Genomic DNA, 13,762 nt, shown 5'->3' with positions numbered 1-13,762 from the left:
AGAGTCGCCCCGCGCGGCACGTCGGCCAAAGCCGTCAATCCACCTTCGGGAGGAGGGTTGCCGGCCTCAGAGGGCGGAAGGCAGCGCCGCGGCGACGGCGGCGACGCGCGCGTGGGCGATCGCTTCGCCGATCTTCGGACCCGCTGCGCCCGCCAGTTGCGCCTCGCGGGCGATCGGCTCGGTGGCGACGGACTGCGCGGCGGCCAGCGCGGCGAGCAGACGGGTGCGCTGCGGGTACGGGTTCCCTTCGAGGCCGAGGCGCCCGCGGGCGTCGCATTCGCAGGCCAGCAGGGCCTCGTCGAAGCGCTCGGGCTTGCGGAACGCGTCGCAGCGCTCCAGCAGGCGCACGATCGCGGCGGCGGCGAGGTCGGCGCTGCGGTGGATGTTGCCGTGCTCGCGCGCGACCACGTCGGCCAGCTCGCGGATGTCGACCGGCACGCGCCAGCGGTCGCACACCGCGCGCAGCAGCTTCGCGCTGCGCTGCTCGTGGCCGATGTGCCGCGGCAGCACGTCGGCCGGCGTCGTGCCCTTGCCGAGGTCGTGCACGAGGCAGGCGAAGCGCACTGCCAGCGGCGCATGCAGGTGCGCGGCCATGTCGAGCACCATCATCAGGTGCACGCCGGTGTCGACCTCGGGATGGTGCGCTTCGGGTTGCGGCACGCCCCAAAGGCGGTCGACCTCGGGCAGCAGGACGGCCAGCGCGCCGCACGCGCGCAGCAGCTCGAACATGCGCGAAGGCCTGTCTTCCATCAGGCCGCGCGAGAGTTCCTGCCAGACGCGCTCGGGCACGAGCGCATCGACTTCGCCGGCCTCGACCATCTCGCGCATCAGCGCCATCGTTTCGGGCACGACGTGGAAGTCGGCGAAGCGCGCGGCGAAGCGCGCCACGCGCAGGATGCGCACCGGGTCTTCGCGGAAGGCGTCGGTCACGTGGCGCAGTCGTTTCTGTTGAAGGTCGCGCTGGCCGTGGAAGGGGTCGACCAGGTCCGTCGGGTCCAGGTCCAGCCGGTCGGAGGCGTTGATCCGCGCTTCGGGCAGCGCGATCGCGTTGATGGTCAGGTCGCGCCGCGCCAGGTCCTGTTCGAGCGTGACGTCAGGCGCCGCATGGACGACGAAACCGCGATAGCCCGGGGCGCTCTTGCGTTCGGTGCGCGCCAGCGCGTACTCCTCGCGCGTCTCGGGGTGAAGAAAGACCGGGAAGTCGCGCCCGACGGGCAGGAAGCCGCGCGCGACCATTTGTTCGGGCGTGGCGCCGACTACCACCCAGTCGTGATCGCTGCCGGGGCGGCCCAGCAGCGCATCGCGGATGGCGCCCCCGACGAGATAGGTTTGCATGAGGCGCAGTTTAGGGCGCCCCGGAGCGCTCAGCGCGCCAGCCGGTAGGGCTCGTCCATGAGGACGAATTCCTTCTCGACCAGCGCGTCGGCGATCCACGCCTGGACGCCGGGCAGGGCGAGCACGCGCTCGATGTAGGCCGAGATGGCGGGAGGCACCGGCAGCGCGAAGGTCTTGATGCGCGTGCAGACGGGCGCGTAGTAGGCGTCGGCGATGCTGAAGTCACCGAAGAGCATCGGGCCGCCATGGGCTTCGAGCAGGCCGCTCCACAGTTGCACGATGCGGTCGACGTCGGCGCGCACGCCGGGCTGGTCGCGCAGGATCAGCTGGCCCTGCAGGCCCAGGTCGGCCTCGATGTTCATGGTGCAGTAGGTGCGCAGCGACTTGAATCCTGCGTGCATCTCGGCGCAGGCGCTGCGGGCCTGTGCGCGCCGTGCCTTGTCGGCGGGCCACAGCTTCTTGTCCGGATGCGTCTCCGCGAGGTATTCGCAGATGGCGAGGGTGTCGTAGACGACGATGTCGCCGTCCTTGAGCACGGGCACGGTGCCGGTCGGGTTGAGCGGCAGGATGGTCCGCTTGAACTTCGAGTGCTCGTCGAAGGTGTCGAAGCGCACCATCACTTCCTCGAACGCGATGCCGGCCTGCTTCATGAGCACCCAGGGCCGCATCGACCAGGACGAGTAGTTCTTGTTGCCGATGTAGAGCTGTGTCATTTCGGGAGACTCCGGAAGTGATGCAAAGCCTTCGATCCTAGCGGCGGCGAACAGCGCGATTGATGCAATCGCGGCGTGGAATTGATGCTCAGCGCCTGGGCGTGTCGTCCGGGCCGGTGATCACGCGGGATGGCGGCGTTTCGTCCGATGGCGGACCCAACAGCCGCGTGAGCGTGGACACGAGCCGCGGCACGAGCGCCAGCACCGCCAGCGCCAGCAGCGCGCTGAGCACCGCGGTCACCTCGCGCCCGAGCCCGCAAGCCATGCCGATCGCGGCCGTCATCCAGAGACCGGCGGCGGTGGTCAGGCCCTGCACGTTCTGTTCGTCGCGGCCCTGCTTGAGGATGGTGCCCGCGCACAGGAAGCCGACGCCCGCCACTAGGCCCTGGATCACGCGGCTCATGTCGGCCGGCACGATGCCGGATTGCTGCGGAACGAGCACGAAGAGGGCCGAGCCGATCGCCACCAGCATGTGGGTGCGCGCGCCGGCGGCCTTGCCGTGCTGCTCGCGCTCGAAGCCCAGCAGGAAGCCAAGCACGGCGGCCAGCAGCAGGCGCACGAGGATGCGCACCATCTGGGCGATGTCAGGGACGTCGGAGAACTCGGCGGCGAGCACCTCGGTGGTCGCTGTCCATACAGAAGTGGCCATGCAAGACTCTAGCTCGCCTCGCTAAGCCGGTTCCGCGGTATCCCTGGGTTTGATGTGTGGATCGGAGGCCGCGGTGTCGTGGGGGCGCTGCGAAAGCAGGTCGGCGGTCCGCGGCAGCTCCGGGGAAATGCCATGCCAGCGGCGCACGGCGCGCTGGAAGAACATGCTGTTGGGAATCTTCAGCGTCGTGCCTTCCTGCGCTGTGCCGCTTTCCTGCAGCGTGGTGTAGACGAGGTTGATGTCCATCACGCGGCCCTTGAGGCCGGGCTTCTCGCCGTTTTCCAGCACCTCGACCGTGTCGCCGTGCCAGAACATGCGGGTGGTGAAGATCAGGAGCGCGCAGAAGATGTTCGACAGCACGCTCCACGCCGCGAAGAAGGCCACGGCACCGACGGCGGCAAAGCCGGTGAAGGCGCCCCAGAGGACCGTGCCCGAGACGCCGAGCCGCTCCAGGGCCCACAGCAGGGCGCCGCCGTAGAGCAGGAAACCGAAGGCGCGGCGAGTGATCAGCGCCACGTCCTCGGGCAGCGCATAGCTCGTGGTCACGCGCTCGATCAATCGGCGCACGAAGCGGTACAGCAGCCACGCGGCCAGGAGGATCAGCGCCACCTCCACGATCGGGACGATGGTCTCCAGCCATTCGTTGACCCAGTCTGGCAGCCGGGTGCGCAGGCTTTGCAGCGCCCGGTTCATGACAGTCGGCCAGTGGGGACAGGCGAAGCCGGTTCGCGATTCGTCACGGCAGGTCTTTGTTCGGCTCGGGTTCGGCGGTGTTGCGCGGCCCCACGCTGCCCAGGCGCGACTTGAGCGACTGCGGCTGGCCGCTGATCACCGCGGCGTAGTTGGTGGTGTTCGCGAGCACCTTCTTCACGTAATCGCGCGTCTCGGTGAAGGGCACGTTCTCGGCCCAGATCGCCGCGTCCATCGTCGGGCCGTTGCGCCAGTTGCGCGGGCGCCCCGGGCCGGCGTTGTAGGCGGCCGCGGCAAGCGCCATCGAGCCGTCGAAATCGTCGAGGGCGAGCTTCAGGTAGTTGGTGCCGATCGTGATGTTGGTGTCGCGGTCGTTGATCTGGCCGGGCGTGAAGTCGCCCATGCCGATCTTCTTGGCAGTCCAGCGCGCAGTGGCCGGCATCACCTGCATGAGCCCCGAGGCGCCGACGCCCGAGCGCGCGTCCATGATGAAGCGGCTTTCCTGCCGGATCAGGCCGTAGACGTACGCCGGATCGAGGCCGATCTCGCGGCTCTTGCGCACCACGGTCTCGCGGAAGGGCATCGGGAAGCGCTGGTCGACGTCGATCACGCCCTTGGTGCGCTCGCTGGTGTTGATGCAGCGGTCCCAGACCTCGCGCTGGCAGGCCAGGTCGGCGGCGGCCAGGAGGTCGCGGTCGTTCATGCCGCCCTTGTCGTGCAGGTTGGTCGCGTAGTTCCACTCGCGCGTGCCTTCGGGCCGCAGGCCGATCGAGATCGCGTAGAGGGCGCGCTGGAGCGACGCGTTGTTGCGGGCGGCATCCTTCTCTTCGAGCGTGAGCGGCGCGGGGCGGGTCGGCACGGCGGCGCGCTGGCCCAGTTCCTCCAGGGCGAGCAACTCGTAGAAGCCGCGTGTGCCCGCGATGCTTTCGTACAGGGTGCGCGCCTCGGCACGTCGATCGTCGCCGCCGATGGCCGTCAGTGCGCGGCCTTTCCAGTAGACCCAGGTGGGATCGATCTGCTGCACGTCGCTCATCGCGTCGATGGCGGACAGGACCTGCTTCCATTCCCCGGCGCGCAGGGCGGCGCGGGCCTTCCACGAGAGCATGTCGTCGGTCAGGTCGCCGATCTTCGTGACGTTCGCGAAGTAGACGTTGGCCATCGGCGAGAGCTTGGTGGCGAATTGCCTCCCGATCGCGCCCCAGAGCCAGTTGCGCTCCTCGGCGGAGAGCGTCGTGGCCCATTTGCTTTCGAGCTGCGAAGCCGCGATCTCGGGGTCGGCGACGGTCATCTTGATGAGGGCCAGCACGACCAGTTCCCGGCGCGACTTGGCGACGGCGAAGCCGCGCCCGGTCAGGAACTTGACGGGGCTGGCGTTCATTTCGTCGAACAGCGGGACGGCGTCAGGCGCGACGAGCAAGACCGCCGCGCGCGCGGCCTGCGGACGGTTGGCTTCGATCGACAGGCGCGCCTTCTTCCAGGCGTCGTTGGGCGACATCAGGCGTGCGCCGATCATGCGGTCGGCGGCGGTGAGACAGCCGTCGTCCAGTTCGCGCTGGGCGAACCAGGTACGCCGCACCTCGTCGGCCTGGGCCTGGGTGGCGCTGCCGTTGCGGAGCGTGTCGATCAGGATCGCGTAGCAACGCACCTGGGCGTCGTCGTTCATGCGATAGGCCGGGTGCTGGGTCATGAAGCTGTCCCAGTCGCGTCGCTGGCCGGCGAGCAGCAGCCAGTCGTTGCGGAGGCGGTCTTCCTGGTAGGTACCGGGGTAGCGGGCGAGGAAGTCCTGGACCTCCTGCGGGCTCGCTTCCGTCAAGCGCGCCTTCAGCTCCCAGTAGGCGGCCCAGGGTTCGAGCGCATGGCCGCGGGCCTGGGGCAGCAGGGCCGTCAGGCGGGCCTTGTCGCCGCGCTGTGCCGCCTGCTTCATCTGCAGCAGGACGTCGTCGTTGCCGCTCTGCGCGCGGGCCGGCTGGAGCATGGCCGCGGCAGCGAGAACGAGCGAAAGTGAGAGGGCGGAAAAAGAGGCGCGGGGCCGACGGCGCGCGGATGCCAAAATGCTTGCGAACTGCATCGGGGGATTATGGACAAGTCAAAGGGTGCCGACACCTCGGCAACTGCCACTTTTCTCAAGGGACAACTGCGTGCGGCGCTGATCGAACAGCGCCTCGCCATGCCCGACCGTCTCGCGCGCGCCGACCTGCTGCAGCGGGTGATGCGCATCTGGCTCGTGGGGCGCCCGGACACGGTCATCGGGGCTTACTGGCCGATCAAGGGCGAGTTCGACCCGCTGCCGGCGCTGCATCGCTGGAAAGAGGACGGCGAACTGCTCGACGAGCCGCACCGCCGGCGCATCGGCCTGCCGAAGGTCGACAGGGTGCACAAGACGCTGACCTTCCATTCCTGGTATCCCGGCTGCCCGATGGAAAACGACGCCTTCGACATCCCGAAGCCGAAGGACACCGAACTCATCGTGCCGACGCTGCTGTTCGTGCCTTGCCTGGGCTACAGCGCCGGTGGGTATCGGCTCGGGTACGGGGGCGGTTTCTACGACCGCACGCTGGCGTCGCTGGAGCCGCGGCCTTTCACCGTGGGGCTGGGCTTCGCAAACGGCTTTTTGGATGACTTCGAGCCCGAGGCGCATGACATGCCACTGGACGCGATCTTGAACGACAACGGCGTGGTCTGGCCGATCACCTGAGGCGCGCATCTTTCAGAAACGCCGCGGAACCGGCTTTGCCGGGCCGCAGGCGTTGCCCCCGGCAGGGGGTGGGCGGCCACACGAAGTGGGCAAGCCTGGGGGCGAGCTAATCCATCTGATCAATGGTGTCGGGGTCTGGGACTTCGCCGATCGTTTCGCGCGTCGTGATGGCCTGGCTCAGGAGCCAGTCGTTGAAAGCCTGGATTTCGGGGCGGGGGGCGCTTCGGGGACCGGTGATGAGCCAGTAGGCCATGGGTGAATCCATTCGGTGGTGCGGCAGGACCTCGATCAGGTCGCCGTTGGCGAGGCTTTCCGCGATCAGCGAGCTGCGGGCCAGCACCACGCCCTGGCCGGTGAGGGCGGCCTGGACCATCTGGTAGGCGTAGTTGAAGTAGAGCCAGCGGCGCGGCTGGGCGCGCGACAGGTTGTTGACTTCGAACCAGCGCCGCCAGGTCAGCCATTCGAGGTGGGTGCGGTGGGCGTCGCCGGCCTCGATGAGGGTGAAATTGGCGATGTCGGCCGGTCCCTTGATCTGCGGGTTGCTCTTGATCAGCCAGGGGCTGGCCACCGGCGTGATCGTCTCGCCGAACAGGCGCACGGAGCCGGCCGGCATGTTCTCGCGCGGGCCGTAGCGCAAGGCGATGTCGACGTCCGCGATGTCCATGTCGAGCGCGGCGTCGCTGGCGTCGATGCGGATGTCGATCTCGGGGTTGTCGCGCTGGAAGGCTTCCAGCCGCGGTATTAGCCACATGGAGGCGAAGGAGGCGAAGGTCGTGAGCGAGACGCTCTTGCGACCCGCGTTCTGGCGGATCTGGCGCACCGCGCCATCGATGCGCGGCAGCGATTGCTGGACGGCCAGAAGCAGTTGGGCGCCGGCGCTCGTCAGTTCGACGGCGCGCGTGTGCCGCAGGAAAAGGCCCACCCCCACCTCCTCTTCGAGCGACTGGATCTGCCGGCTGACGGCGGACTGGGTCAGGGCCATTTCCTCGGCGGCTGCGCGAAAGTTCAGGTGGCGGGCGACCGCCTCGAACGCGCGGAGATGGCCGGCGGAGATCGGCCGGGAGCGGAGATGGGTTTGCGAATGGAGCATGGCGGGAAGTGGCTGCCGGCGCATGGATTGATGCGAAACCGGAATCAGTAGGCTACCCCGTTTTCATTGGACTGCCAACGAGGACGGGCGGATCATTCATTCCCGAAGCGCGCCATTTGTGCGTTTTCAAATTCCTCCCAGGAGTCCACCATGTCTGCCGTCTACACCTCTTCTTCGCTTCCGTCCGTCGCACTGGGCCGCGCCGCCGCCGTGCCTCCGGCCGTGCGCCGCGGTGCCTGGCAGCTGGAAGCCGGCCACGCGATGAGTCTCAGGGCTTCCGGCGCCAGCGTGCTGCGCATCCGGCAGGGCCGCGTCTGGGTCACCCGCGATGCCACCGCCCATTCGGGCAGCGAGGACCTGGTGCTGGCACCGGGCGAATCGCTGGCCGTTGCCGCCGGCGAACGCATCGTGATGGAGCCGTGGGACGGCAGCGGCGCGACCTACAGCTGGGACGCCGCAACGCCGGTCCACGCGGGCTGATTCAGCCCGAGACGTCGAACCGGGGCCGCAGCGCCAGAAAGCGCTGCAGCGCCTCGGCGCCTCGCATCACGCTGATGTCCGCCAGGTCGTCGTGGTCGTCGACCTCGGCAAAGCCCAGTTCAAAGCGCTGATAGCGCCGTTGCTGCAGCGGCCCTTCGTACAGCACGTTCACTTCCTCATGGCGCCGGTCGGCTTCGAGAAGGCGCATGAGCGCGGCCACCTGCTCGGCGGGCCCCTCGAAATGCTGGCAGAAGCGCATGCCGTCGAAGACCAGCAGGCCCGTGATCCCGTTCTCCGCATTCCGGAGACGTGCGCGTGTCACGAACTGGCCGACGACGGCGGTCGGCTGATGGGGGGCAAGCAGGCTGCTGTAGAGGATTTCTCGAAGGTGCATTCGGCGTCAGATGAGAAGGCGTGGCGAGTTTAGGAGGGGGAAATGCCGCCCGAAATGTCAAAAGACACATGCACCGGGCCTATAGTGTTCAGGTGAAATTCGAGGACTATCCAGCTCCCGTCTCTCCCCCTCGCTGCGCCCATCCCTGCGACGAGTGCGGCTTGCGCATCAATCCCGCCTTCGTGCCCGCCACCGCGGACGAAGTGCGCACGATCGAATCGTTTCGCAGCGGCACGCGCATCGTCGATGCCGGTCGGCAGATCATCGACGAGCAGCGTGCCAGCACCCAGCTCTACACGCTCTATTCGGGGTGGGCCTTCCGCTACAAGACCCTCAGCGATGGGCGCCGGCAGATCCTGGGCTTTCTTTTGCCGGGCGATTTCATCGGTCTGCAGGACGAATTCGCCGACGGCCAGACCCATGGCGTGGAAGCCGTGACGGGCGTCACGCTCTGCGCCTTCGAGCGCGCCAAGCTGTGGGAACTGTTCCATTCGCACCCCAAGCTCGGCTACGACATCACCTGGCTCGCCGCGCGCGAGGAAAAGATGGTGGACGACTACCTGGTCACCGCCGGCCGGCGCAACGCCAGCGAGCGCGTCGCCATGCTGCTGATGCACCTGTATCGCCGTGCGGAGCGCGTGGGCATGGTGCGCGACGGCTGGGCGGAGTTTCCCTTCAGCCAGCAGCACGTCGCGGATGCGCTGGGGCTGTCGCTGGTACACACCAACAAGACCTTGCGCCGCCTCGAGCGGCTCGGCCTGCACAAGCTCGACAGCGGCTGGCTGCGCATCATGGAGCCGCATTCCCTCGAACGGCTCGGCGACTATTTCGAACGGCCCATGCGCCCGACGCCTTTGATCTGACGCGGAATCCGGACGCCATCGCTTATCGTAGAGGCCTGCCGGAACCCCCGGCAGCCTGTCAGCCCGGCAATCGCCGGCCATTCCCAATGACCGACGCCCCCCGCCTGTGAAGCTCCTTGCCCGTTTGCGCCAGATCGCCATGGTTGGCGGTGTCGAGACCTTTGGCGTGGCTGTCGGCGGCATCGCCGGCCTGCTGATCGTCAACGTGCTGCCGAAGGACCAGTACGCCGCCTACACCTTCCTGGTGGCTTGCATCACGCTCATCCTGGGCGTGACCGACCTGGGGCTCGCGCACTGCTGCCTGCCGGTGGTCGGGCAGCGCACGACCGAGGTGCCGTGGGTGGTCGGGGCCTGCCAGCAGGTCTTTCGCAAGCGCTGGCTGCTGCTGGCGCTGGGGCTGGTCATCGTGGTGCCTTACTGGTTCGTCACGTCGCGCGAGCACGGCTGGGGCGGCGGGGGCTACCTGCTGGCGTCGGCGTTCATGATCGTGGTCGTGCTCCTGTCGCTCCGGGAGCACTTCGCCAGCACGGTACTGCTGATCCTCGGCCACATCTCGACGCTGAACCGGATCGCGTTCTCGTCGCACTTCGTGCGCATCCTCTTCGTCGGCACGGTGCTGCTGCTGCCGATGACTTCGTGGTCGGTGGCCGGCATCGTCGCGGCCACCGCGGCCGCGAGCCTGGTGAGCGTCACGCTCTATCGCATCGAGTTCAGGTCACGCGAGATCGTGGATTCCGCCCGGCTCGGCACCGAGGACGCCCGGCGCGTGGATGCGCAGGTGATCAAGATCGCCAAGCCGCTGGTGCTGCCGGCGATCTTCTACCAGGTGCAGGGCGTGATCACCGTGTTCCTGGTCTCGATGTTCGGCACTTCGACGATGGTGGCAGAGGTGGGAGCCTTCGGGCGACTCGCCATGGTGCTCATGGTGGTGGACCGGGTGACCAATATCCTGGTGTTCCCCGTCATCGCGCGCGCGCCGGATGGGGAGAGGCTGCGCAGGATGCTGCTGCTGGGCCATCTGGTTTACCTCGGCATGATGGTGCTGGTCCTGCTGACCGCAATCTTCCTTCCGCAGTACTGGATCCTGCTGCTGGGCGAGAAGTACCGCAGCATGGAGCCGTTGGTGTGGATGGTGTTCCTGGCGTCCATCCTGCAGAACGCGTCGGGATTTGCGTTCCGCACCCTTACGGTTCGGGGCGCCACCTCCGGGCAGACGTACAGCATCCTGGCGACGCTGATCACGCAGGTGGTCTACCTCGCGGTGGTGGGCGTGAGCGACCTTCGCGCGGTGCTCGGCTTCGGCATTGCGACCGCCGTCGCGAACTTCGGCTACCAGTACATGCTCCTTGCACTCCGCTGGATGCAATGGAAAACTTAGCTCGCCCCCAGGCTCCGCGCACTTCGTGTCGCTTCGCCTACCCCCTACCGGGGGCAACACCTGCGGCCCGGCGGAGCCGGTTCCGCGGTGTTTCTGGAAGTTGGGTGGGTTAGGTGCGTTTGTAGATTCGGCCTATGGCGGCGGCGAGCTTCAGGGAAAGCTGGCGCTTTTTCAGGTCGCCGTCGGAATAGACCTTGATCGGGGCGTTGGCGAAGCGGTAGTACCACTTGCTTGCGGCAGTCGGGGGGCGGCCGCGCAGGGCCTGGCGGATGTGGCCGCCGTGCCAGGGCTTGACCGAGCCGATGGCGTGCGAGAGGTAGTAGCCGCCGGGGACGAAATCCATGGCCTCGGGGCCGGCGGTGTTGAGCGGGGATTCGCAGACGGTGAGGGCGAAATTCAGGGCGTCTTGGTCCGTCGAATGGAACAGCGCGGCCGAGCCGCCCGCCTTGAGCTGCTTCGCATTGGCGTTGTAGGCCACGACCAGGTCACACAGGCGTCGCCACAGGTCCAGGAATTCGAGATGCTGGCGCGAGACGGCGATGAAGCCGGCGTTGTAGTAGCGCTCCAGCGTGCGCCGGGGCGTGGCGCCATGTGGTTCGAAGAAGCGGTTCCACAGCAGGCGCTTGGGATGCCGAGCCGGGAAGCACCAGTTGACGTCCTCGGCGAGCGAGATCCCGTCCTCGGTGAACCAGCCCGTGAACGCGGGCCAGTCGCACTTGAGGACGATGTCCGGGTCGATGTAGGCGACCATGGTCGAAGCCGGCGCGTGCTTCTCGAACATCTCCCGGATGAAGGTCGGCTTGTAGTAGGTGAAGTGCAGCGGCGTCGCGAGTTCGACCATGCACAGCCGGAGCGTCGGGGCCACCTGGAACTGGCCGGTGGCGCTCTCGAAGGCCGGCGAATCGACGATCCAGCCCGGCAGCGCACCGCGATAGCCGACCCAGAGGTCGCCCTCGTAGCCTGAGGCGATCAGCGAATTCGAGAGCGCCGCGACGCCGAAATGGTAGTTACCTTCAAAGAGCGTGCAGAGCGTGATGTTCATGGATGGTGGAGTGAGTCCCGCCTAAGTGTAAACAAACGTTGTACTTTGTCGCGACAGATTTCATGTGCCATTCGGCGTATTCCAGCCGGTCACTGCGAAGCGGCGAGGTCGCGAAGGTCGCCTTCGTAGGCCTGCAGGCGCCGCATCGCCTTGTCGCGTTGGGCGGTGCTGGTCTGGTTGTGGAACTCGGCGATGTCGCGGCAGGCCTCCGCCTGGAGCGCGCGTTGCCGGTCGCGCCAGGGCCCCGGCGGGGGGTCCGCGATGTGCATCACGTAGGCATGAAACGCCAGTTGCGCATCGGCGGGCGAGGTCTTCTGCACGTAGAACCGGCGCAGCAACGTCAATGCCTCCTGCTGGCGCCGCTTGCGCTCCGCATCGAGTTCCCGCGGATCGAACACCGAGCGCGCCACTTGCCGCCGAAGCAGATCGCGCTGATCGTCATCGAGCCGGCCGTAGAAATCCTCGCTGCGGTCCAGGAACTGCTCGTAGCGCTTCTCGTGCTGCTTGGCCACGCTGCGGTCGAGCCAGTCCTTGCGGTAGTCCGCGTTGATCTTGACGTACTTGCGTTCGAGCTGCTGCAACTGCGATTCGGTCAGGCTCACCGCGAGTTCGGCACCGGCCGGCTCCGCACGTTCGGCCAGTGCCAGCAGCCGGGTGCGGATCTCGCTCACCATCTCGCAGGTCTGCTCCGGCGTGATGTCGTTGGGCGCCAGGACCTGCGCCCGCTGGAGCAGGCCGACGATCTTGGGCAGTTCGTTCTGGCGGTGCCAGGCCAGCAGCCTCTCCAGTTCGTCTCGCACGCGGGGCGTCTGGGTGCCGTCGAAGTCGACGTAGCCGTCGAGCCACCAGTAGCTGACTTCCGGCAGGTTGTTGTAGGCGAGCTTGATCGCGCTGCACGCGGCCAGCACGGCGCCGAGGGCCAGCACGCCGATAATCCGCGCCAACTTCGCGCAACGCATTCGGGAAAGAGGCATGAATCAGACTCCGCAAGACAACCAGGGCCCGGTCGACGTCGTCATCATGGCGGCCGGAAAAGGCACGCGCATGAAGAGCAGCCTGCCGAAAGTGTTGCATCGTTTGGGCGGGCGTGCACTGGTCACGCACGTGATCGACACGGCGGGGCGCATCGGCGCACGAAACGTGGTCGTCGTGACGGGCCATGGCGCGACCGAGGTCGAGACCGCGCTCGACGGCGCCGTGGCGGGCGTGACTCCCCAGTTCGCGCGCCAGGTGCCGCAGCTCGGCACCGGCCATGCCATGCAGCAGGCCGCGCCGCTGTTGCCGGACGATGGCACGGTGGTGGTGCTGTCGGGCGACGTACCGCTGATCGGCGACGCCACCCTGCGCGCGCTCGTGGCCGAGAGCGCGGGCCGTCGCCTCGCCTTGCTCACCATCTGCGTCGATGACCCGACCGGCTATGGCCGCATCGTGCGCGCGCAGGGCCAGGAGGGCGAAGGCGAGGTGCAGGCCATCGTCGAGGAAAAGGACGCGAGCGAAGCCCAGCGTTCGATCAACGAGATCTACAGCGGCGTCATGGCGGTGCCGGCGCGTCTCCTGAAGACGTGGCTTGGCCGGCTCGACAACAGGAACGCGCAGGGCGAGTACTACCTCACCGACGTGGTGGGCTTCGCGACGGTCGACGGCGTGCCCGTCGTCGCGCACCGCACGGACGATGCGTTGCAGGTGGCCGGCGTGAACAGCCCTACGCAGCTTGCAGCGCTGGAACGCGCCTACCAGCGTCGTCAGGCGGACGCGCTGATGGTGCAGGGTGTCCGGCTGGCCGACCCGGGGCGCTTCGACCTGCGCGGCACGCTGGCGTGCGAGTCGGATGTCGAGATCGACGTCAACTGCGTGTTCGAGGGTGCCGTGTCCCTGGGTGCCGGCGTGCGCATCGGGGCGAACTGCGTGATTGCGAATGCCCGTGTCGAGAGCGGGTCGGTGATCCATCCCTTCACCCATATCGACGGCGAGAAGGCCGGCGTGACGGTGGGAAGGGGCTCGCTGATCGGTCCGTTCGCGCGGCTGCGGCCGGGCGCGCGGCTGGGCGCGGAGGTGCATATCGGCAACTTCGTCGAGGTCAAGAACTCGACCCTCGCGGCCGGCGCGAAGGCGAACCATCTCGCTTACCTGGGCGACGCCACGGTGGGCGAGCGCGTCAACTACGGCGCAGGCAGCATTACGGCCAACTACGACGGCGCCTTCAAGCACCGCACGATCATCGGCGACGACGTGCATGTGGGGAGTAATTGCGTACTGGTCGCGCCGGTGACGATCGGTGCCGGCGGCACCATCGGCGGCGGCTCGACGGTGACCAAGAGCACGGAGCCCGGGGCGCTGACGATTTCGCGGGCGCGCCAGACGAGCTTCGCCAACTGGAAACGACCAAAAAAATAGCTCGCCCCCAGGCTGCGCGCACTTCGTGTCGCTTCGCCT

Annotated in this window: 14 protein-coding genes; 5 read left to right on the top strand and 9 right to left on the bottom strand. The window is 67.6% G+C overall.

Annotated elements, in window-relative coordinates:
• Positions 1–66: 66 nt before the first annotated feature.
• The 5 genes from ACSFBL_RS24505 to ACSFBL_RS24485 form a co-directional block, all read right to left on the bottom strand.
• Entirely contained in the window at positions 67–1,335 is a 1,269-nt protein-coding gene (locus ACSFBL_RS24505; protein ID WP_435518416.1) for a multifunctional CCA addition/repair protein, read from the bottom strand.
• A 29-nt stretch (positions 1,336–1,364) separates the two neighbouring features.
• Positions 1,365–2,048: a glutathione S-transferase family protein gene (locus ACSFBL_RS24500; RefSeq protein ID WP_435518415.1), complete on the bottom strand. Its 684-nt coding sequence runs from the start codon at positions 2,046–2,048 to the stop codon at positions 1,365–1,367.
• A gap of 88 nt (positions 2,049–2,136) precedes the next feature.
• Positions 2,137–2,697 carry an MgtC/SapB family protein gene (locus ACSFBL_RS24495; protein WP_435518414.1) on the bottom strand — a complete coding sequence of 187 codons (561 nt, stop codon included), beginning with the start codon at positions 2,695–2,697 and terminating at the stop codon, positions 2,137–2,139.
• Positions 2,698–2,718: 21 nt separating this feature from the next.
• The gene (locus ACSFBL_RS24490) at positions 2,719–3,390 is read right to left on the bottom strand and encodes a mechanosensitive ion channel domain-containing protein (RefSeq protein ID WP_435518413.1); all 672 of its coding nucleotides are present in this window, start codon (positions 3,388–3,390) and stop codon (positions 2,719–2,721) included.
• A 43-nt stretch (positions 3,391–3,433) separates the two neighbouring features.
• Entirely contained in the window at positions 3,434–5,455 is a 2,022-nt protein-coding gene (locus ACSFBL_RS24485; RefSeq protein WP_435518412.1) for a lytic transglycosylase domain-containing protein, read from the bottom strand.
• 9 nt (positions 5,456–5,464) lie between these two features.
• On the opposite strand from ACSFBL_RS24485, the gene ACSFBL_RS24480 reads away from it, so the two are divergent.
• Positions 5,465–6,082, top strand: a complete 618-nt coding sequence (locus tag ACSFBL_RS24480) for a 5-formyltetrahydrofolate cyclo-ligase (protein ID WP_435518411.1) — start codon at positions 5,465–5,467, stop codon at positions 6,080–6,082.
• A gap of 106 nt (positions 6,083–6,188) precedes the next feature.
• Here ACSFBL_RS24480 and ACSFBL_RS24475 read toward each other — a convergent pair whose 3' ends face one another.
• Positions 6,189–7,172 carry a LysR substrate-binding domain-containing protein gene (locus tag ACSFBL_RS24475; RefSeq protein WP_435518410.1) on the bottom strand — a complete coding sequence of 328 codons (984 nt, stop codon included), beginning with the start codon at positions 7,170–7,172 and terminating at the stop codon, positions 6,189–6,191.
• A 150-nt stretch (positions 7,173–7,322) separates the two neighbouring features.
• Between ACSFBL_RS24475 and ACSFBL_RS24470 the strand changes: the two genes are divergently transcribed.
• The gene (locus ACSFBL_RS24470) at positions 7,323–7,652 is read left to right on the top strand and encodes a DUF2917 domain-containing protein (protein WP_435518409.1); all 330 of its coding nucleotides are present in this window, start codon (positions 7,323–7,325) and stop codon (positions 7,650–7,652) included.
• 1 nt (position 7,653) lies between these two features.
• Here ACSFBL_RS24470 and ACSFBL_RS24465 read toward each other — a convergent pair whose 3' ends face one another.
• The gene (locus ACSFBL_RS24465) at positions 7,654–8,046 is read right to left on the bottom strand and encodes a BLUF domain-containing protein (protein ID WP_435518408.1); all 393 of its coding nucleotides are present in this window, start codon (positions 8,044–8,046) and stop codon (positions 7,654–7,656) included.
• A 161-nt stretch (positions 8,047–8,207) separates the two neighbouring features.
• Between ACSFBL_RS24465 and ACSFBL_RS24460 the strand changes: the two genes are divergently transcribed.
• Positions 8,208–8,909 (top strand): Crp/Fnr family transcriptional regulator, encoded by a 702-nt coding sequence (locus ACSFBL_RS24460; RefSeq protein WP_435518407.1) that lies wholly within the window; start codon positions 8,208–8,210, stop codon positions 8,907–8,909.
• A 106-nt stretch (positions 8,910–9,015) separates the two neighbouring features.
• Positions 9,016–10,287, top strand: coding sequence for a polysaccharide biosynthesis protein (locus ACSFBL_RS24455; RefSeq protein ID WP_435518406.1), 1,272 nt, complete (start codon positions 9,016–9,018; stop codon positions 10,285–10,287).
• Positions 10,288–10,396: 109 nt separating this feature from the next.
• Here the strand turns inward: ACSFBL_RS24455 and ACSFBL_RS24450 are convergent, their stop codons facing one another.
• Together ACSFBL_RS24450 and ACSFBL_RS24445 are read right to left on the bottom strand one after the other, a co-directional pair.
• On the bottom strand, positions 10,397–11,329 hold the full coding sequence (locus ACSFBL_RS24450; RefSeq protein WP_435518405.1) for a hypothetical protein: 933 nt from the start codon (positions 11,327–11,329) through the stop codon (positions 10,397–10,399).
• An 89-nt stretch (positions 11,330–11,418) separates the two neighbouring features.
• Positions 11,419–12,303, bottom strand: a complete 885-nt coding sequence (locus tag ACSFBL_RS24445; RefSeq protein WP_435518404.1) for a DUF6279 family lipoprotein — start codon at positions 12,301–12,303, stop codon at positions 11,419–11,421.
• Between ACSFBL_RS24445 and glmU the strand changes: the two genes are divergently transcribed.
• On the top strand, positions 12,302–13,723 hold the full coding sequence (gene glmU / locus ACSFBL_RS24440) for a bifunctional UDP-N-acetylglucosamine diphosphorylase/glucosamine-1-phosphate N-acetyltransferase GlmU (RefSeq protein ID WP_435518403.1): 1,422 nt from the start codon (positions 12,302–12,304) through the stop codon (positions 13,721–13,723). The two genes, ACSFBL_RS24445 and glmU, sit on opposite strands and share 2 nt — an antisense overlap.
• The last annotated feature ends 39 nt before the right edge of the window (positions 13,724–13,762 follow it).

Source organism: Variovorax glacialis, from assembly GCF_051216375.1.
GTDB lineage: Bacteria > Pseudomonadota > Gammaproteobacteria > Burkholderiales > Burkholderiaceae_C > Variovorax.
Note: the sequence above shows the minus strand (reverse complement) of the source record. Positions and strands in the feature narration are given on the sequence as shown.

Excerpts from the sequence above, each read along its gene's own strand:
- ACSFBL_RS24445 (WP_435518404.1), bottom strand. The coding sequence starts at position 12,303 with ATGCCTCTTTCCCGAATGCGTTGCGCGAAGTTGGCGCGGATTATCGGC.
- ACSFBL_RS24450 (WP_435518405.1), bottom strand. The coding sequence starts at position 11,329 with ATGAACATCACGCTCTGCACGCTCTTTGAAGGTAACTACCATTTCGGC.
- ACSFBL_RS24485 (WP_435518412.1), bottom strand. The coding sequence starts at position 5,455 with ATGCAGTTCGCAAGCATTTTGGCATCCGCGCGCCGTCGGCCCCGCGCC.
- ACSFBL_RS24465 (WP_435518408.1), bottom strand. The coding sequence starts at position 8,046 with ATGCACCTTCGAGAAATCCTCTACAGCAGCCTGCTTGCCCCCCATCAG.
- ACSFBL_RS24475 (WP_435518410.1), bottom strand. The coding sequence starts at position 7,172 with ATGCTCCATTCGCAAACCCATCTCCGCTCCCGGCCGATCTCCGCCGGC.
- ACSFBL_RS24495 (WP_435518414.1), bottom strand. The coding sequence starts at position 2,697 with ATGGCCACTTCTGTATGGACAGCGACCACCGAGGTGCTCGCCGCCGAG.
- ACSFBL_RS24480 (WP_435518411.1), top strand. The coding sequence starts at position 5,465 with ATGGACAAGTCAAAGGGTGCCGACACCTCGGCAACTGCCACTTTTCTC.
- ACSFBL_RS24470 (WP_435518409.1), top strand. The coding sequence starts at position 7,323 with ATGTCTGCCGTCTACACCTCTTCTTCGCTTCCGTCCGTCGCACTGGGC.
- ACSFBL_RS24490 (WP_435518413.1), bottom strand. The coding sequence starts at position 3,390 with ATGAACCGGGCGCTGCAAAGCCTGCGCACCCGGCTGCCAGACTGGGTC.
- glmU (WP_435518403.1), top strand. The coding sequence starts at position 12,302 with ATGAATCAGACTCCGCAAGACAACCAGGGCCCGGTCGACGTCGTCATC.
- ACSFBL_RS24505 (WP_435518416.1), bottom strand. The coding sequence starts at position 1,335 with ATGCAAACCTATCTCGTCGGGGGCGCCATCCGCGATGCGCTGCTGGGC.
- ACSFBL_RS24500 (WP_435518415.1), bottom strand. The coding sequence starts at position 2,048 with ATGACACAGCTCTACATCGGCAACAAGAACTACTCGTCCTGGTCGATG.